Raw genomic sequence first — 20,028 nt, forward strand, 5'->3', positions numbered from 1 at the left:
TTTTTTGTAACCCTAGAAAATCTATAGATGAAAAAAATAACACTCTACATTATTTTAATTATTTCCACATTCGCCTTTGCGCAGAAGAATTCAGAAAAAAATAATGATAAATACATCTTATATAAAACTCATGCACACGCTTCTTATTACAATAATAAATTTAACGGAAAAAGAACAGCAAGTGGTAGAAAATTCAACAACAACAAATTAACTGCTGCTCATAAAAAATTCCCCTTTGGGACAAAACTAAGAATTACAAACGAACGAAATAATAAATCTGTTATTGTAGAAGTTATTGACAGAGGCCCTTTTAGCAAAAAAAGAGAAATTGATCTTACCAAAAAAGCTTTTATGAAAATCGCCTCAAACAAAGGAAGTGGCTCAATGAAAGTAAAAATTGAAATTGTGGAAAATTAAAAAGCTAATTTAACCCTAAAACGCATTTTTAGCAAAACTACCGCTTTGTACTTTTTGCACTTTAAAACAATGATAGAACAAAGCGAAATTTCGTTACTCTTTTTTATTATTACAACAATAAAAAACTTCAAAACACGCACCATACAACGATTATCCGAAGTTTCACAAATGTTAACAAAATAGATTTTCAAAAACCATAAATAATTGTATTTTTACGGTTCAAAATTTAGAAAATAAATGGGCAAAATCATTGCGATTGCTAATCAAAAAGGAGGCGTTGGAAAGACTACTACATCTGTAAATCTTGCAGCCTCATTAGGTGTTTTAGAAAAGAAAGTATTATTGATTGATGCTGATCCTCAAGCAAATGCCACGTCTGGCCTTGGGATTGATGTTGAATCAGTAGAAATTGGTACATACCAAATACTTGAACATAGCCACACCCCAAAAGAAACCATCGTGAAATGTTCAGCTCCAAACGTTGATGTGATCCCTGCTCATATTGACCTTGTAGCCATCGAAATCGAATTGGTTGACAAAGAAAACAGAGAATACATGCTTAAAAAAGCATTAGAAAGTGTTAAAGACGAATATGATTTTATTATTATTGACTGCGCACCTTCTTTAGGTTTATTAACCCTGAATGCTTTAACAGCTGCCGATTCAGTAGTTATTCCAATTCAATGTGAATATTTTGCACTTGAAGGATTAGGAAAATTATTGAACACTATTAAAAGTATTCAAAAAATACACAACCCGGATCTTGATATTGAAGGACTACTTCTTACAATGTATGACTCAAGATTACGTTTATCTAATCAGGTGGTTGAAGAAGTTCAGAAACACTTCAACGATATGGTTTTTGACACCGTGATTCAGCGAAATGTAAAATTGAGTGAAGCTCCAAGTTTTGGTGAAAGCATCATTAATTATGACGCAACAAGCAAAGGAGCAGTTAATTATATCAATTTAGCTCAGGAAATTATAAAGAAAAACAGTAAATAGTTTTTATGACAAAAGCAATTAAGAAACAAGCCTTAGGAAGAGGATTATCAGCATTATTAAAAGATCCGGAAAACGACATTACATCAGTAGAAGACAAAAATGCTGACAAAGTTGTTGGAAATATTATAGAGCTTGAAATAAGTGCTATCGAAATAAATCCGTTTCAGCCTAGAAGCAATTTCAATGAAGAATCTTTACGTGAGCTAGCCACTTCTATTAAAGAACTTGGTGTGATTCAGCCTATTACTGTTCGAAAATTAGAATTCAATAAATATCAGTTAATCTCAGGAGAGCGTCGTTTACGTGCTTCAACTTTAGTAGGCTTAACTCATGTTCCTGCTTACATTCGTATTGCAAATGACAATGAGTCATTGGTTATGGCTTTAGTGGAAAACATTCAACGTCATGACTTAGATCCAATTGAGATTGCATTATCTTACCAACGCTTGATTGATGAAATTCAGTTAACTCAGGAACAAATGAGCGAGCGTGTTGGAAAAAAACGTTCTACAATTGCCAATTATTTACGTCTTTTAAAATTAGACCCGATTATCCAAACTGGTATTCGTGATGGTTTTATCAGTATGGGACATGGTAGAGCGATCATCAATATTGAAGATTTAGATGTTCAGACGGATATCTATCAAAAAATAGTAAGCCAAAATTTATCTGTTCGTGAAACAGAAGCTTTGGTAAAAAATTATCACGAAGGTGTAAAACCAAAGCCAGAAGGAGAAACAAAGGCAAAAGCAGAGTCTTCCTTCCTTGTTAAAGAAACGCAAAAAAACACTTTCAACGATTATTTTGGTGCGAAAGTTGATATAAAAGTCGCTGGCAATGGAAAAGGAAAAATCACAATTCCTTTTAATTCCCAAGCTGACTTTGACAGAATTATAAAATTAATAAACGGATAGTGAATAAAATTGTCCCCATAAGTCTATTGTTCTTTCTTATAGGAACCGTTTCTCTTTTTGCCCAGGCAAAAAAAGACACGGTTTTGGTTGTTAAAGACACTACTAAGTATCCGGAAATAGACCCGCTTACCCCAGCAAAAGCGGCTTTCTACTCGGCCATTTTACCCGGTTTGGGTCAGGCGTACAACAAAAAATACTGGAAAATACCATTAGTTTACGGAGCAATTGGTACCAGTTTGTATTTTTACATTGACAATAATAAAAAATATCATGATTATCGTGACGCCTACAAACGAAGACTGGAAGGTTACAATGATGATGATTACCAATTTTTAGATGATGACAGGCTTATCGCCGGGCAAAAATTCTACCAACGAAACAGAGATCTGTCAGCATTGTTTGTTGTTGGTTTTTATGTTTTGAACATTATCGATGCCAATGTTGACGCTGCTTTAATTCAGTTTAACGTAAATGAAAGATTATCAGTACGCCCGGAAATCTATCCGGCTGATGTAACTTTTAAACCAAACGTTGGACTAACTTTTAATTACCACTTTTAAATAGTTCTTTTCACTATTTAAAATTCAAAAAAAATACATAAAATGAAAATTGCACTTTTAGGATACGGAAAAATGGGTAAAGTAATTGAACGAATTGCTTTAGAAAGAGGTCATCAAATTGTTTTGAAGAAAGATGAAACGAATACTTTTGAAGGACTTTCGACTGCTGATGTCGCAATTGACTTCAGCGTTCCTACTGCTGCCGTTGATAATATCTCAAATTGCTTTCATGCCAATGTACCTGTAGTATCAGGAACAACAGGATGGCTGGAACATTTTGATGAAATGGTGGCACTTTGCAACGAAAAACAAGGGGGCTTCATTTCAAGTTCCAACTTTAGTTTAGGAGTGAATATTTTCTTCGAACTAAATGAATATTTAGCTAAAATCATGTCACAATTTGATTCCTACAAAGTGACAATGGAAGAAATTCACCATACTCAAAAATTAGATGCTCCAAGCGGAACTGCCATTTCATTAGCGAAAGGCGTTATTGAAAATAGCAATTACGCAAATTGGACTTTAGACGAAGCTAAAACAAACGAGATTCATATTGAAGCAAAAAGAATTGGAGATGTTCCGGGAACCCATACCGTAACTTACGATTCAGTTGTAGATAGCATCGAATTAAAACACACCGCTCATAATCGTGAAGGTTTTGCTTTAGGAGCCGTAATTGCAGCTGAATGGTTAGCTGGTAAAAAAGGAATCTATAGTATGAAAGATGTTTTAAACTTAAAATAAATAAATTTAAAGGGTAAGGTTAATTCAATAAATCAACTTTAAACTTGAAACTTTAAACAAAATATTATGACACTATATCTTTGGTTTGTTTTTTTCTTAGCTGTTCAAATCATTCATTTTCTGGGAACCTGGAAATTGTATCAGGCTGCTGGCCGTAAAACCTGGGAAGCTGCTATTCCTGTGTACAATTCAATCGTTTTAATGAAAATCATTGGCCGACCAACCTGGTGGACAATATTACTTTTCATTCCGATTATAAACCTTATAATGTTTCCGGTTGTTTGGATAGAGACTTTAAGAACATTTGGTAAAAAATCAACTTTGGATACTTTTCTGGGTATTTTCACCCTTGGTTTTTACATTTACTATGTAAATTATACTCAAAAATTAGAATACAACGCCAATAGATCATTAACTCCTGAAAACAAAACTGCTGATACTGTAAGTTCATTACTTTTTGCTATAATCGTAGCAACATTAGTACACACTTATGTAGTACAGCCTTATACGATTCCAACTTCTTCATTAGAAAAATCTTTATTAATTGGAGACTTTTTATTTGTAAGCAAGCTAAACTACGGGCCAAGGGTACCGATGACAACCGTTGCGTTACCAATGGTTCATGATTCTATTCCGTTAACAAAAAGAAAATCATACTTAAGCTGGCCGCAATTACCTTATTTCAGATTACCTGCTTTTGAAAAAATAAAACGAACGGATATTGTCGTTTTTAACTGGCCAGTAGATACCGTACATTATTTTTACGAACCAAAAGGAAGACCGGGTGTTATAAAACCAATTGACAAAAGATCTAATTATGTTAAGAGATGTGTTGGTATTCCTGGAGATAGTTTATCTATAAAAGACGGTTATGTTTATATCAATGGAAAAAAATTGGTTTTACCTGAAAGAGCAAAACCACAATATTCATACAAAATAGCATTAGACGAAAAAACTCCAATAGATTTAGAAGCTCTTCTAAAAGAACTTAACGTTAACCTTGTGGATGTAAGAGGCTTTAGAGATAACAATAAAAGAGATACTTTGTTTATTGGTGCCTTAACAGAAGCTAATGCCGAACGCATGAAAACCATTCCGGGTATTACAGGTGTTGTTAGAGAAATTGCAACGGGTAACGATGATCGAATTTTTCCTCATATTAATAAATGGAATGAAGATAATTTTGGCCCCATTTATATTCCTGAAGCAGGAAAAACAGTTGCTTTAACGAATGAATCATTACCATTTTACAAAGAAATCATTACCAATTATGAGCATAATACATTGCAAATAGATGGTTCTCATTTCATAATCAACGGAAAACAAACAAATTCTTATACCTTCAAGCAAAACTACTATTGGATGATGGGAGACAATCGCCATAACTCTGAAGACAGTCGTTATTGGGGATATGTTCCGGAAGATCACATTGTAGGAAAACCAGTATTTATCTGGTTGAGCTGGGATACTAACGGAAAAGGAATCAACAAAGTTCGTTGGGACAGAGTTTTCACAACGGTTGATGGCGAAGGGCAACCACAATCGTACTTCAAATATTTCTTAATGGTACTGGCTGCCTATTTTGTTGGGGAATATTTCTGGAGAAAGAGAAAAGAAAATAAAGCATAAATAAAAAATAGTTATTTTTGGTTTCAGGTTTCAAGTTTCAAGTTTATACTAACCTGAAACTTGAAACCTGAAACGTTTAAACACAAAAGTCATGAATTCGTTATTACTTCCTACTTATTTCCCATCGATAAGCCACTTTGCAGTTATGGCGCAATCTGAGAATATTACTTTTGAAATGGAAGATAATTTTCAAAAACAGACTAACAGAAACCGTACTTATATTTATAGTCCAAACGGCCTTCAGTTATTAAACATTCCTGTTAAGCATTCTAAAACATTACATCAAAAAACAAAAGATGTTTTGATTGAAAATGAATTTGACTGGCAAAAACAGCATTTCAAATCTTTAGAAGCAGGTTACAGAAGTTCGCCTTTTTTTGAGTTTTTTGAAGATGATATTCGACCTGTTTTTGAAAAGAAACACACTTTTTTAATGGATTTAAATATGGAAGTTTTCGACATTGTTACCAAATGTTTGAGAATGAAATTAGAATTCAGCAAAACAACCGAATATTTCATGGAAGCAGAAAACATTTCTGATTTCAGATATTTAGCCAATGGTAAAAAAGACCCAAATTCTTTCGAAAAATATCCACAAGTTTTTGATGACAAACATGGTTTTATAAACAACCTTAGTGTTTTAGATCTACTTTTTAATGAAGGTAAATTCGCTATGGATTATTTAAAAAACCAAAAGATACTTTAGCCAATCTTAAAGAAAGTCTAAAGCATCTTTTCTCAACTTAACTAATATAACTCGACTCTTTTTTTTAATCAATTAAGATTTAGATTTACTTAGTCTATACATTAAAACGCCATGTGGTTCTAATGTTGCTTTAAGTTCTTTGGCTGTTGTTCCTGCATTTTTTTTACTCCAAACGTCAAAAAGATTATACGACACGTTTTTGTCCAGTGAATATTTATAAATCTCATCCACAATATTTTCTTTTCTCCAGTCAAAAGATATTGTTTTTGGTTCTGTTTTTCTATTGATAAAACAAATCGCCCAATCTCCATTTTTAAGTGGTTTACACCAAACCTGCAAGCCATCTTTATCCAAATATCGAAAACCCTGAATTCCTAATGAATCCTGATCTACTGCCAACACCTCTTTATTAGTCAATATTTCAAGGGTTTGCTTACTCATTTTTCTGATATCATTACCAGCCATAAGCGGTGCTGCCATTATACTCCATAGTGAAAAATGCGCTTTATCCTCATTATAAGTCATACCATTACCCACTTCCAGCATATCAGGATCATTCCAATGACCCGGTCCCGAATATTTACGAAGATTAGACTGTAAATCGGCGATATGCATTACGCTTAACGAATTCCACGTTCCCTCATCATGAACCGAATCAAAAATTTGATAAATATCTTCTGTTGTACGCCACATTTGACCAATTCCTTCTCCCCATTCCCATGGTTTATTTACACCCCATTCACAAATACTAAAAACAATTGGCCTTTCTGTTTTCTTCAAGGCATTACTCATAGTTTGATACGCTTCTTTTGCATTGATTCCCATAGTAAAACACCAGTCATACTTCAAAAAATCAATATCCCACGCTGCATAATTTCTTGCATCCTGATACTCATATCCACGAGTTCCCGGGTATTTTTGACAGGTCATCGTTCCGGCACAATTATACATGCCAAATTTCAATCCTTTAGAATGTACATAATCAGCAACAAACTTCATCCCATGTGGAAATTTTTGCGGATCCGGAACAAGGTTTCCCTGTTTATCTCTTTCCATAGCCATCCATCCATCATCGAGAACCAGATAAATATAACCTGCATCTTTCATTCCGGATGAGACCAATATATCAGCCGTTTCCATTACCATTTTCTCACTAATATCCGTATGAAAAGTATTCCAGCTGTTCCAGCCCATAGGTGGCGTTAATAATAAATTCTCTTTATTCTGTGCCTGAAGTGTCATACAAAAAACACTTATACCAGCTGCTATCCAATTATTAATTTTCATAATCTTCCTTTTTTTTATTTTAGTTTTAGTTAGTTCTTTTTTTCAGCCAACCATCTGGAAAGTGTTTCCATGATAAGCGCTCGATCCTTTTCAGGAAAATCTTTTACTCTTGTTTTATGACTTCCCGTTGGCAGAACCATTTTCAAAGCATCTAGTTTTGGATCTGGTGTTGGCGCACAAGAAAACCATGTATCGTAACCTCCATAGATGTACAAAATTTTATCTCCTTTGTTTTCTACATATTGGCGAACTTCTTTAATGTATTGAGGATTGTATTTTATTGTGATTCCCTTTGGTGCGAATCGATCATTGGAAGTACTTTTTACTATTTGCAACAGATCTGCAACCGGAGACAGATCAAAACCATAATATCCTAATTCGCTTAAATGCTGATAATAAGAAGGTAGATCATTAAAATAGGTTTTATCGTTGTACGTCCTAAGACCAACTATAACATTCAAATAATCAAACAATTCTTTTGGAGAAGCTTTTATTGGTGGAATCTCATTACAATGTCCTCCCCATTGCCAAAAAGAAAAAGGAAATTCTAAAACAGCGTATTCCAGAGCTTCGGCATACGAAACTTCTGTAAAACTCATTTTTTTTGTTATTGCATATTGCTGAAACTCTTGCAAAACTGCCTCTCTATTTTTTAAAACGGCTCTTTGAAATGTAGTAATATTATCTCTGCATGCTGCAGTACCAATAGTTCTTGTGTGCTTTATTGTTCTTGGATCTTCCGTCGAATCGATTAAAGGAGCAACGTAAGGCATTGCAACATCGACATCATTTGGATATTTTGATTTATAAATCAGAGACGTTTCTCCTCCCTTGCTAATTCCTGTCGATATCCATTTACCAGTATATAATTGTTTTAATTTCACTACAATTTCATGATAATCTGCAATAGCCTGATCGTTAGTTAAATATTCCCACGGAAGTGGCTCTGGTCTTGATTTTCCATAAAAACGATATTCAACCGCGATTTGATTTGCGTTTACTAGTTTACTCACTTCACTTTTAATATTATTCGTACTATAACCATGTGTTTCAATAACCATTGGTTTACTAAAGTCCAAATGAGACAGGTACATATAATGTTTAAAGGTTCCGTTTTGAGGATTTTTATGATCTAACGGTTCGTTTAAAATCAACTGATAGGATTCTGTATAACCTTCTAAGTTTTCTATGGCAGTAATTTCAGCTTTAGGAAACAATTCTGTTAGCTTTTGAAGCAAAATTGATGTGGTCTGCGCTGAACCATAATAAGGGCTCAAGACTATGACCGCTACAAATAGTAAGCGTTGTATTTTTTTCATTTTTAAAGTTTAATTGAATTTTTAAAAATACAGGCATTACAACTCTCAATCTCATACTATATTACCTGTAAATTATCCTATTTTACCTAGTTTGAGCTAAAATATCACTATGACAAAATATTGACTTAATTTTATTCCAAAACCAAAGAATTCATGATAAATCCTGAAATCTTTAATACATTTAATCCACCGTTAAGATTAACTACTCACTTAAAAAATATAATTAACTCAAAAAAATAATAAGATGACAATTGGAGTTGGCGGATCTACCGCAAAAGCAGAACTGGAAAAAATACAAAACATGACACTGAATGTAATAGCCATTCAGCCACAAGAATACCAGATGCGTATTCAGAAAGCAGTGTCAATTATGAAAGCAACAGGCGTTAAATCTTTATACCTTAATGCCGGAACTAATTTATATTATTTTACAGGAACCAAATGGAGCGCTTCTGAAAGAATGGTTGGTGCACTATTATCTGAAGATGGAAGCCTGGAATATATTGTTCCGAAATTTGAAGAAGGAACCTTTAAAAAATTCATGCAAATAGAAGGCAAAATTAATTGCTGGGAAGAGCACGAATCTCCGTCTGTTTTATTTGGAAAAATATTGCAAAGCAAAAACATCAATGCAGGTAAAATTGCTTTGGATGAATCTGCAGCTTATTTTTTAATTGATGCCATAACCAAAGCTAATTCAAAGTATGATTTTGAAAATGCTCAACCGATTACTACCGGATGCCGTATTCAGAAATCAGAAAATGAAATTGCCATAATTCAGCAGGCAAAAGAAATTACGATGGTCGTTCAAAGAGCTGCCGCACGTATTTTATATCCTGGAATAAAAGCCGAAACAGTGGTTGATTTTATCAATCAGGCGCATATTAAGGCTGGAATTTCTTCTGGCTCTTATTTTTGTATTGTATTATTTGCTGATGATTCACAATATCCGCATGGTGTTACTACGCCACAGGATTTAAAGGAAAATGATGTCGTATTAATTGACACTGGTTGTCGTTTAGAAGGTTATTTGTCTGATATTACCAGAACTTATGTCTACGGAACACCAACGGAAGCTCATATAAAAATTTGGAATTTAGAGAAAGCCGCTCAAAAAGCAGCTTTTGATGCTGCACAATTAGGAGCAACTTGCGGTTCTGTAGATGACGCAGCCAGAAAAGTAATTGCAGAAGGTGGATTGAGTCCTGATTATGAACTTCCGGGATTACCTCATCGTGTTGGTCACGGAACTGGGTTAGACATACATGAACATCCTTATTTGGTAAGAGGCAATGCTACTGTTTTACAAGAAGGAATGGTGGTAAGTAATGAGCCAATGCTTTGCATTCCTGGACAATTTGGAATTCGTCATGAAGATCATTTTTACATGACAGCAAACGGGCCAAAATGGTTTACTACACCAATGCACAGCATTGATAATCCGTTTGGGATTGATGTAGCGTAAATTTTGCTTTATTTTTAAGTCAATAAAAAAAGGGAAACGACGTATCGTTTCCCTTTCTTAATAGTAACCAAACTATAATTATTTAACCAATAACTTTTTACTTTCAGTGAAGCTTCCATCGGTAGCAACTACTATATAAAATCCCTTTCTTAATCTATGAACCGGATAAGAAGTCGCATTTTCTAAAACCTCAACAACACCTCCCGTACTATCATAAATTGTTATTTTTATACCGGAAGTATTCAGATTTGAAAAATTGAAGTTCACTATATCAGAAGCAGGATTTGGATACATTGAAAATGATTTTGTAAAATCAGTCTGGTCTGCACCGGTGCTTCCGTTTTGTAAATCGATAGTTAATGGAGCACTCCAATCACTTATTTCAGTGGCATTTTTTGCTCTTACTCTAAACTGATAAACTGTTTGCGTTCCTTGTTTCGGAATCCATAAATAATAAGATGTTGAAGTTCCAAAACTTGTCCAGCCAGTTGTTGCATTATTCAATTGCACTTCATAACTTGTTGCATTTGAAACGGTATTCCATGAAGCATAAAATCCTGTAGCATAAACTCCTGAATTCCCAATATTGGCTGGCGTTGCCAATGTTACCGGATTTGGTGGCGTTACTGTCCCGGAAACTACTGTATAATCTTCAACTTCTCCGTCAACAATATTTCCACAAGCAGAAGGATTTGAATAGTATTTCATTACCACACGCATTCTTGTTGATCCCGTAAAAGCAAGAGGTGTAAAACTTCCTGTAGCTGTTCCATTAGAAGAAATTCCATCAATAACTTTTTCTGACGCATCAAAAATATTGTTTTTGTTATAATCAATCCAGATTCCCCAGTATTCCAAATAGGCATCACCTGAAAAACCAGGTGTCAGACTTACATTCGTAACCGTGTTTGGTGCTACTGTGATCAATTTAGAAGTATAATCAGCATAACCGGCTGCATCTTTTCCTGAAGCATTGTTGAAACTTCCAATAGTTACTGAGTTAATATACTCGTATTTATTATCAGACTGCGTTGTACAATAAGATGAATTTACTGTGATTGTTGCAGAAACTTCATTAGAATAAGCAGAATAAATAGTATTTGCTTTTGCACGAACTTTATATTTATAAGTATTCCCAGCTGTTAAACCAGTGTTTGTATAAGTTAACGCTGTACTTGGCAAAGTTACGATCTCAGCAAAAACATTATCACTTCCTGCTCTTTCAATTACAATGTTTGTCGCATTTGTTGCATTGTTTACCCATGTCAATTGCACTTCTAAGTTTGTATTATTAGCAGTTGCGGTTAAACTTGTTGGCGCCAAAACCGTTGTTGCAGTTTGCGTTCCTGCTAAAATTGATTCGTTAGGTTTTGTATGATAAGCAAAATCTAAAACGGTATAACCTACTCCACCGGCTTCTACTTTTACATGCATCCAGCCGTAACAAGTACGTCCTCTGCTTTTGTATTCAAATCCCACATATCCTGTTTTATTATCCCACGTTGTATAAGTTGCTGTTCTCAAATCTAACTGGTCTGGATAAGCACCCGGAGTTACAAAATTACTTGATGCACCAATTGCTGCACCTTCGTTAATCAAAGTGATATTTCTGGTTCCGGCCTGGCCAACTAATCGTTTACCATACGTTTCCATTTTTAAAGCTGCAGCTGCATATTGCCACACTCCATACTCCGTATTATCTCCAATTGCCAAATCAAAATACTGCCATGTTTGTGCAGCCGAAGCAACATAATCAGGATTGTTTACATAAACTACTCCGTAAGGCGCTTCAAATTTCAGATTGATTGTTTTTGAAGCACTATCTAATGTCGTAATTCCACCGGTAATGGCAGCATCTTTAAAAGTGATTACCACAGCAGCATCATTTGTTGGAGTATTTGCTGTTGCTTTACCAGTAAAAGAAACCACTACTTTATTATTTCCCTGAAGTGTCAATACAGTTGTTAATCCCGAAGGAGTTCCAGTTACTGTAAAATCAGTTCCTACAGTTAAAGTTCCCGAGTTTTTCGTAAATGTTCCATTGTTAGTCGATAATGAAATCGTACTGGTTGTTGCAAAACCACCATCATTTGCATCTGCTTCGTACAAAGTACTATCAGATAATACGACAGCTGTTTTCGCTGTCATTCCGGTATAAATTGGTGTATTTGGCTGTGTATTATAGGCATACTCAGAAATTGTAAAGGCATCGCCGTTTGCTGCAACATCAACTTTAAACCATCCATAACATGTTTGTCCGTCAATTTGGTATTCAAAACCTACATAACCGGATTTCCCTTCCCAGGCTGTATAACCTGCAGCTCTCAAATCTAACTGATCAGGATAAGCTCCTGGAGCTGTCATATTGCTCGCTGGACCCACTGCTACATTTTGTCCCAATAATGAAATATTTCTTGTACCACTTTCGCAAACTAACTTTTTGCCATAGGTTTCAATTTTTAAAGCATTTGCCACATGACGCCATCCTCCAAATGAAGTATCATCTCCTTTAGCTATTTCAAAAGCTTTCCATGTTAAGGCTGAAGAGATATTAACGTTTGGCATATCAACAAAAAATATCCCGTACGGATCTGTAAATTTCAAATTGAAAAATATAGCTGTACACGATAAACCTGCAGTTCCTCCAGTGAAAGCTGCTGGTAAAAAGGTAATTCCGGCCGTTGCATTTTGAGCAGTAGCATGATTAGTCGCTTTTCCTGAAAGTGTTACGGTTACTTGTCCATTTGAATTAACCGTTACTACTGGTGTAATTCCTGACGGAAAAGTGTGCGTAAAATGAGTTCCGGCTGTCATTGTTCCGGAGCTAAGTGCAAATGTTTTGCTTCCGCCAATTGTTACTACCGATGCAGAATCAAATGCACCATCATTTACAAGAGTTTCCTTAAAAGTGGTCACATTCGCAACTAAACTACTTTCTATTGCGTTTACACCAGTATCAATTAAATTTTGAGGTTGCCACAACGTAATTCTGGCAGGATGTTGTAAAGCGGCTAACATTCTGTCGATCTGACCTTGCGTATACATTTTGTAACAACCCTGCGCTCCGTTATAACCCATATAGTTTTCAAAATTTACCTTATCTCCCGCACAATTTGTTCCGGGTGTGCAGGCAAGTGTGTGTAAAGCATCTTCGGCTGGAGTGTCATCAACTTCATCTGTTCCTGAACAACCACCCTCAAAAGTGTGAATTAGGTTCATAAAATGACCAAACTCATGTGTTAGTGTTGCCGAGAATTCTTTGCTATAAGAGTTATCATAAAGATATGCTCCATTAAATACAACACGGGCTGTGTTATTGGCCGTCATATCCGAATTTGGATACCATGCAACTCCCGAATTATTGAAAACACCTTCGTTATACAAGTCATTCTGAATGTACACATTCATGTATTTTGTGTTATCCCATGCATCTGCAGCAATTTGATCATCATAACCGCCTCCATTTCCGTAACCGTTTTTAGCAGGATGAAAAACGACACCGGTTGTACATCCTCCGTTAGGATCTTTTTTGGCTAGTTTAAATTCAACTTTCAATGTTCCTCTTCTTGGCTGAAAGAAAGGTTCTACAGTTTGGTAATCTGCATTTCTTCCATTAAAGTCGTCATTTAATTGCGCCATATGATTTACAATCTTTTCGTAAGTAACGGTTTTTCCACTTTGAACATCTCCATAAATATGAAAAACCACGGGAATTGTGTAAGTAACAGCCGCTTCTTTTGAAGTCTTACTTTTACGTTGCAATGCAAACTTTTTTGTAAAAGCATCAAATTCTTTTTTTTCCTTAAGTGAATTCGGATTACTCCGATACACTTTAGCATTTTCTTCTGTCGTCCGGCAAGGAAGGCCTTGCGCGCTCATTTTTACTATCGTAAAAAGTAGCAGGATAAGTAGTTTTACTCTCATGTTTGTTTGTTTTTTTGTTAACATCAAAATTATCACGAAAGACCTTACTTTACTGATACTATGTTACTTAAAAACAATACATAATTAACAGCTTTTTAACCTTAAAAAAACATACTATTAAAAAATAAACCCTATTGTATGATAATCCACAATGAAAAACAAAAAAAAACCAAACATATAAAAACATCAAATTAGATAATGTCCAAGAAAACAAAAAAGGGGAGAATTTCTTTACCCAGAAATTCTCCCCCTTAATTCTTATTTTAGAGTATTTTTATTTTGCTCCCGGAGGTGCTTTTTCTTCAATAAATTTTATAAAAGTATTAATCAAATGCTCTCTCGTACCTTCTCCTTCGTAGATGCTATGAGAACGATTTGGGTAAATCATTAAATTAAACATTCTGTCGTATTTAACTAACTCATTAATCAAAACTTCGGCATTTTTATAGTGCACATTATCATCACCTGTTCCGTGAATGTAAAGCAGATTTCCTTTTAAATTTTTAGCATGGGTTACTGGTGATGCCTGAATGTAAGCTGCTTCATTTTCACTTGGCAATCCCATATAACGTTCTGTATAGATATTATCATAAAAATGTTGATCTGTAACTGCAGAAATGGCTACTCCGGTTTTGTATATTTCCGGATATTGAAACATCAAATTTAAAGTCACAGCTCCACCGCCACTCCATCCGTGTACAGCAACTCTGTCATTATCAATAAAATTCCATTTCAAAATTTCTTTTGCTGCCATTGCCTGATCACGCGTATTGATAATTCCGATATTTTTATAAATCGATTTTCTCCATTTTGTTCCTTTCAAGGATGGAGTTCCTCTGTTATCCAGTGCAATTCCGATATATCCTTTTGGAATTAATAAATCGATAAACCCATTAAAATAAGGCATATCATTTGCTACAGTAGCCATTGGCTCTCCATAAACATAAAAGAACAATGGGTATTTTTTTGATGGGTCAAAATCTAATGGTTTTGCCATTATCCCGTCCATTTCAACACCGTCAACAGTTGTTACCTTAAATTTCTCTAAAGAAAAATCACGCTTCGGAGCCGTAAAAACATCAGCTTCTTTTGGTACTATTTTTTTATGTTCAGATAGCGAAACTAAACGTGTATTGAAAACACGATTGATATTAGAATTAGTGTGTTTTGCATAAGATCCATCTGTAGAAAACTCATATTCGTTAGTCCCCTCAAACGCTTCAGGGGTTAGTCTTTTTGTTTTTTTCGAATTCAAATTCGTTTCATACAAATAACGTTGTGTAGCATCTGTTGGACTTGCGATATAATAGATTGATTTTGTTTTATCATTATACGCTTTAAAATAAGCATCAAACTTTCCAGTTGTAAGTAGCTCTTTCTTTTTTCCGTCACGGCTAATTTTATAAACATGCATCCAGCCATCAGCATCAGAACTCCATAAAAAAGCTTTTCCGTTATCTACAAACTGACATGGAAAACCATCATAAACTCCTGAAGAAATGTCAAAAACATCAATCCACTCAGGTGATTTTTCCTGATAAATTAAATTTGCTTTTCCTGATTGTGCGTTGCAATTGTAAATTGAAGCCTGATTCTGGTTTCTATTCAACTGAACCACCATTACTTCATTTGCAGCAACCCATTCCATACGAACCAAATAATTATTATCAGGTTCACCTGGAATATCAAGCCAATTTGTTTTTACAGAAGCCACCTCAATAATTCCGATTTTTACCGCTGAAGGTCTTTCTCCTGCTTTAGGATATTCAACAGGAACAACAAACGGATATAAAGCATCCGTATTATTGATCATTAAATGAAACTTCGTATCTGTTGCATCAACGCGCCAAAAAGCAATACTTTTTCCGTCAGGACTCCAACGAAATCCATCTCTTGCCGCCAACTCTTCTTCGTAAACCCAGTCAAAAGTTCCATTAATAACTTTGTCCGTTCCATCAGTTGTTAATGGCGTTATTTTTCCTGAAGTTAGGTTTTCCAGATAGATATTATGTTTTGAAACGTAAGCAACATTTTCATTATCATTGGAGAATTTAGCAAACATCAACGAAGATCCTTCTAAGTTTGCTCCCAATTTTCTTCCTTTTCCCGTTGCTAAATCAAAGAACCAATAATCTCCTTTAGTCTTAGCTCGCCAAACGGTTTTTGAATTGGTATAAACCAATACTTTTGTCTTATTTTGATTCCAAACCAAATCTTCAACTTCTCCGTTGAAACCTGCATCTTTTAATTGTTTAGTAGTTAAAACAGTAGTACTCTGATTTAATTTATCTACATCATAAACCAAAATGTTCTCGTCTGAATTTACCCAGAACGAATGCGAGTTTGGCAGCCATTTTAATTCGTTAATGTCAATGTCTTTTTGTGCAAAAATACTTGTGCAAATAAAAAGAAGTAATAAAAAGCGGTTTTTAATCATGGTTTATTTGTTGTTTAATAAGTGTTCAATATCTTTAATTTCAATTGGCATTTCTTCAGATAAATTGATGTTTCCGTCCTCTGTCAATAAATAATCATTTTCCAGACGGCATCCAATTCCTTCTTCCCGAATATAAATTCCGGGTTCGCAGGTTAGCACCATTCCCTTTTCAAAAGGTTTTGAATACAACCCAACATCATGAACATCAAGTCCTAAATGATGTGCTGTTCCATGCATGAAATATTTTTTATACGCCGGATTTTGAGGATCCTGATTTGCTATATCTTCAGGGCTAATTAATCGTAATTTAATCAATTCCGCTTCAATTAGTTTTGCCATTTGCAATTCGTAATCTTTTGACAGAATTCCTGGTTTCAAAAACTTAGAACCTTCTTTTAAACAATGCAAAACTGACTCGTAAACTTCTTTCTGACGAGCTGAAAATTTTCCGTTTACCGGAACACAGCGTGTAGTATCTGAATTGTAATTGGCATAACAAACACCAAAATCTACTAAAATCATTTCGCCTTCTTTACAAACCGAATCATTAGTGTTATAATGAAGTGCGCAGGCGTTTTTACCAGAAGCTATAATGGGTTTAAAAGCATGGCGATTTCCTCCATTCTTTATATATTGATAAGCTAATTCTGCTTCTAATTCATATTCTTTGACATCCGGTTTTACGGCTGTTAATAACGATTTGAATCCTTTCACGCTAATTGAAACCGCTTTTTGAATCAAAGCAATTTCTTCATCCGATTTAATTGGACGCAGTTCTCTCGTGATTTTAGCAACGCGATCATATTGATGTAACGGATATTTTTGCTTACACCACTGAATCATTCGATCCTGGCGTGTATTCATTTCAGTTGTTACTCTTTTAATATGCTCGTTGTGTCCCAGATAAATTCGATCTGTTTCAAACGTAAAAAGTTGTATTGTTTTTTCAAATTCATGAATCCATTTTACATTTTTAATTCCGGAAATAGCCGAGACTTTTTCTTTGGTTAAAAAATCACCATCCCAAATTAAAGTGTGTTCACTAACTTCTTTTACAAATAAAATGGCTTGATTTTCTTCTTTAAAGGCATCCGGATAAAGCACTAAAATAGTTTCGTCCTGTTCAATTCCACACAAATAAAACAAATCGTTGTTTTGTGCAAATCCCATTACATCATCAGCATTATTTGGCATTACATCATTTGATGTTAGAATTGCCAAACTATTGTTTTGCATCTTTTCAACAAACCGTTTTCGGTTATTTTCGAATAAAGAAACTGGAATCGAATCGTATCTCATATTTTATAATTGGAACATTTTAGTATCTACAGAAGTCGTTTTGCCTGAAATAATTTCAGTGATTATTTTTCCTGTTGCCGGCGCAAGACTTAAACCCATCATGGCGTGTCCTGTGGCGAAAGTCAAATTTACGATTTTTTTTGAACGGTTGATTATTGGCATTCCGGAAGGCGTACAAGGTCTGAATCCAAACCACGTATCTTGCGTTTCGGGCATTCCAACTTCCATTTCCGGATAAAATTCATTGATACTATTTACAATTCCCTGCAATCTGTTTTTATTTATTTGAGTATCTCCGGTATGCGTAATCTCCATAGTACCTCCAAAACGAATATCTGTATTCATAGGTGTTACCGCTACTTTTCCTTCACACAAAATAGAAGGAATCGAAGGTTTATGGTTTTTATCTTTTAAAGTAAAACTATATCCTTTTCCTGGTAAAATTGAAACTGAAATTCCAAGTTTCTTTGCCAATGAAGGACTCCATGAACCAGCAGCCAACACTACTTCATCAGTCGCAAATGTACCCTTGCTTGTTACAATTTTTGTAATTTTATTTTGGTCAAAAACAAAATCCTGCACTGTTGTATTCGAATGAATCTCAACATTCAATCGTGCCAGCTCCTGCTTGATAAATTGCATGAATTTCTGCGGATATAAATGTGCGTCACCAGTATAATGAATTCCACCCAAAACATTTGTTTTAGTACCTTTCTCTAATTTCGCAACTGCTTCTGCTGAAAGATAATCCACTTTCAGTCCTAACTTTTCTGCTTCTCTTCCTTCAAGAAACATTTCGTGTCCCACTTTTTCAGTTTTATACAACATCAAAAGTCCCTTTTCTTCATAGAAAAAGGAATTATTTTCTTTGGCAAAATCCTGATACAATTCTTTACTCAGCAAAGACAAATCACGAAGAGCGGGCATCGCTTTTTCAACATGTTTTTCGTTAGCATGTTTATAAAACTGAAGTCCCCATTTAATCAAATCAGCATTTAATCTTGGTTTTACATAAAACGGACTTTTGCTGTCAAACATCCATTTCATTCCCTGCGCAATCATACCGGGTTGTGCCAACGGAATGATATGCGACGGAACAATCATCCCCGCGTTTCCGTACGAACAACCATCATCCATTGCCGATTGATCAAAAATAGTTACCTCAAAACCATCTTTAGCAAGATAATAGGCCGAACACAGACCAATTATACCTCCACCAATTATACTTACTTTTTTCATTTTTGCAGAATTAAAAAATTCATTGAAGAAGTATTATATGCTTCTTCAATGAATTGAATTTTTTATTAGTTTTTAAATTACCTGAAAACCATGCGCATACGGATCATCTGACTCGTCGATCATGATGGTATTGTAACCGTACACTTTTGCCCAGCCCTGAATACTTGGTACAATTGCCGGAATTTCTCCAATAGTTGTTTCTTCAACAACCCGCCCAATAAACTTGCTTCCGATATAACTTTCGTGAATAAAATCTTCACCCTTTTTAAGTTTTCCTTTGGCATGCAATTGCGCTATTCTTGCTGAAGTTCCAGTACCACAAGGCGAACGATCGATCGCCTTATCTCCGTAAAAAACAGCATTTCTTCCAGATGATGTAGGATCAAGAGGTTCGCCTGTCCATAACATATGACTCACATCGCGAATCGTATCATTTTGCGGATGAATAAAATAATCCGGATATTTTGCATTAATTCGTTTACGGACTTCCTGACTAAACTGAATAATTTTACTGGCTGTAAAATCCTGAATTCCGGAAAAGTTCTCTTGCGGATCTACGATCGCGTAATAATTTCCACCGTAGGCAACATCAAAAGTAATTTCTCCCAGTTCAGGGCAATCAATTGTCAAACCTTCAGCGGCTAGATACGATTTTACATTCGTCAAACGTACCCAATCTACTTTACCTCCGGTTTGTTGGTATTCAATATTAACCAAACCGGCAGGCGCTTCCATTTTTATTTTTCCAGGTATTTTTGGAGTAATCAAACCTTCTTCAATTGCAATAGTGATGGTTCCAATTGTTCCGTGGCCACACATTGGAAGACATCCCGACGTTTCGATAAATAAAATCCCGAAATCATTGTCCGGATTACTTGGCGGATATAAAATACTTCCGCTCATCATGTCGTGACCGCGAGGTTCAAACATTAATCCTTTACGGATCCAGTCAAATTCTTTTAAAAAATGCTGACGTTTTTCACTCATATTAGCTCCTTCCAAATTAGGACCGCCACCAGCTACAACTCTCACGGGATTTCCGCAAGTGTGTGCATCTACACAAAAAAAAGTTTTCTTTGACAT

General features: G+C 35.1%; 15 protein-coding genes. 8 read left to right on the plus strand and 7 right to left on the minus strand.

The window, feature by feature from the left end; all coding sequences use genetic code 11:
• The first annotated feature begins 27 nt into the window (after nt 1-27).
• From AC3ITQ_RS01235 to AC3ITQ_RS01265, 7 genes are all read left to right on the plus strand, one after another.
• Complete coding sequence (locus tag AC3ITQ_RS01235; RefSeq protein WP_489236488.1) at nt 28-417, plus strand: septal ring lytic transglycosylase RlpA family protein; 390 nt, start codon at nt 28-30, stop codon at nt 415-417.
• Nucleotides 418-654: 237 nt separating this feature from the next.
• On the plus strand, nt 655-1,422 hold the full coding sequence (locus AC3ITQ_RS01240; protein WP_026982801.1) for a ParA family protein: 768 nt from the start codon (nt 655-657) through the stop codon (nt 1,420-1,422).
• A 5-nt stretch (nt 1,423-1,427) separates the two neighbouring features.
• Nucleotides 1,428-2,336: a ParB/RepB/Spo0J family partition protein gene (locus tag AC3ITQ_RS01245; protein ID WP_026982802.1), complete on the plus strand. Its 909-nt coding sequence runs from the start codon at nt 1,428-1,430 to the stop codon at nt 2,334-2,336.
• Nucleotides 2,336-2,896, plus strand: coding sequence for a DUF5683 domain-containing protein (locus AC3ITQ_RS01250; RefSeq protein WP_194657100.1), 561 nt, complete (start codon nt 2,336-2,338; stop codon nt 2,894-2,896). The genes AC3ITQ_RS01245 and AC3ITQ_RS01250 overlap by 1 nt, the downstream gene beginning before the upstream one ends.
• A 42-nt stretch (nt 2,897-2,938) precedes the next feature.
• Entirely contained in the window at nt 2,939-3,640 is a 702-nt protein-coding gene (gene dapB / locus AC3ITQ_RS01255; RefSeq protein WP_489236489.1) for a 4-hydroxy-tetrahydrodipicolinate reductase, read from the plus strand.
• Between the two features lie 66 nt (nt 3,641-3,706).
• Complete coding sequence (gene lepB, locus AC3ITQ_RS01260) at nt 3,707-5,269, plus strand: signal peptidase I (protein WP_489236490.1); 1,563 nt, start codon at nt 3,707-3,709, stop codon at nt 5,267-5,269.
• A gap of 91 nt (nt 5,270-5,360) precedes the next feature.
• Nucleotides 5,361-5,975, plus strand: coding sequence for a WbqC family protein (locus AC3ITQ_RS01265; protein ID WP_489236491.1), 615 nt, complete (start codon nt 5,361-5,363; stop codon nt 5,973-5,975).
• 72 nt (nt 5,976-6,047) lie between these two features.
• On the opposite strand, the gene AC3ITQ_RS01270 is transcribed toward AC3ITQ_RS01265, so the two are convergent.
• Nucleotides 6,048-7,262 carry a glycoside hydrolase family 27 protein gene (locus AC3ITQ_RS01270; protein ID WP_489236492.1) on the minus strand — a complete coding sequence of 405 codons (1,215 nt, stop codon included), beginning with the start codon at nt 7,260-7,262 and terminating at the stop codon, nt 6,048-6,050.
• 29 nt (nt 7,263-7,291) lie between these two features.
• A complete protein-coding gene (locus tag AC3ITQ_RS01275) occupies nt 7,292-8,581 on the minus strand; it encodes a S28 family serine protease (RefSeq protein ID WP_489236493.1) in 1,290 nt (429 codons plus the stop codon).
• A 244-nt stretch (nt 8,582-8,825) separates the two neighbouring features.
• Between AC3ITQ_RS01275 and AC3ITQ_RS01280 the strand changes: the two genes are divergently transcribed.
• A complete protein-coding gene (locus AC3ITQ_RS01280) occupies nt 8,826-10,046 on the plus strand; it encodes a M24 family metallopeptidase (protein ID WP_489236494.1) in 1,221 nt (406 codons plus the stop codon).
• Nucleotides 10,047-10,124: 78 nt separating this feature from the next.
• Here the strand turns inward: AC3ITQ_RS01280 and AC3ITQ_RS01285 are convergent, their stop codons facing one another.
• The 5 genes from AC3ITQ_RS01285 to AC3ITQ_RS01305 form a co-directional block, all read right to left on the minus strand.
• Complete coding sequence (locus tag AC3ITQ_RS01285; protein ID WP_489236495.1) at nt 10,125-13,970, minus strand: M43 family zinc metalloprotease; 3,846 nt, start codon at nt 13,968-13,970, stop codon at nt 10,125-10,127.
• A 274-nt stretch (nt 13,971-14,244) separates the two neighbouring features.
• A complete protein-coding gene (locus AC3ITQ_RS01290; RefSeq protein ID WP_489236496.1) occupies nt 14,245-16,407 on the minus strand; it encodes a S9 family peptidase in 2,163 nt (720 codons plus the stop codon).
• 3 nt (nt 16,408-16,410) lie between these two features.
• Nucleotides 16,411-17,706, minus strand: coding sequence for an aminopeptidase P N-terminal domain-containing protein (locus AC3ITQ_RS01295; protein ID WP_489236497.1), 1,296 nt, complete (start codon nt 17,704-17,706; stop codon nt 16,411-16,413).
• A 3-nt stretch (nt 17,707-17,709) separates the two neighbouring features.
• Nucleotides 17,710-18,945: an NAD(P)/FAD-dependent oxidoreductase gene (locus AC3ITQ_RS01300; protein WP_489236498.1), complete on the minus strand. Its 1,236-nt coding sequence runs from the start codon at nt 18,943-18,945 to the stop codon at nt 17,710-17,712.
• A gap of 72 nt (nt 18,946-19,017) precedes the next feature.
• Nucleotides 19,018-20,028: a 4-hydroxyproline epimerase gene (locus AC3ITQ_RS01305; protein ID WP_489236499.1), complete on the minus strand. Its 1,011-nt coding sequence runs from the start codon at nt 20,026-20,028 to the stop codon at nt 19,018-19,020.

The organism is Flavobacterium sp. KH_001, from assembly GCF_057840745.1.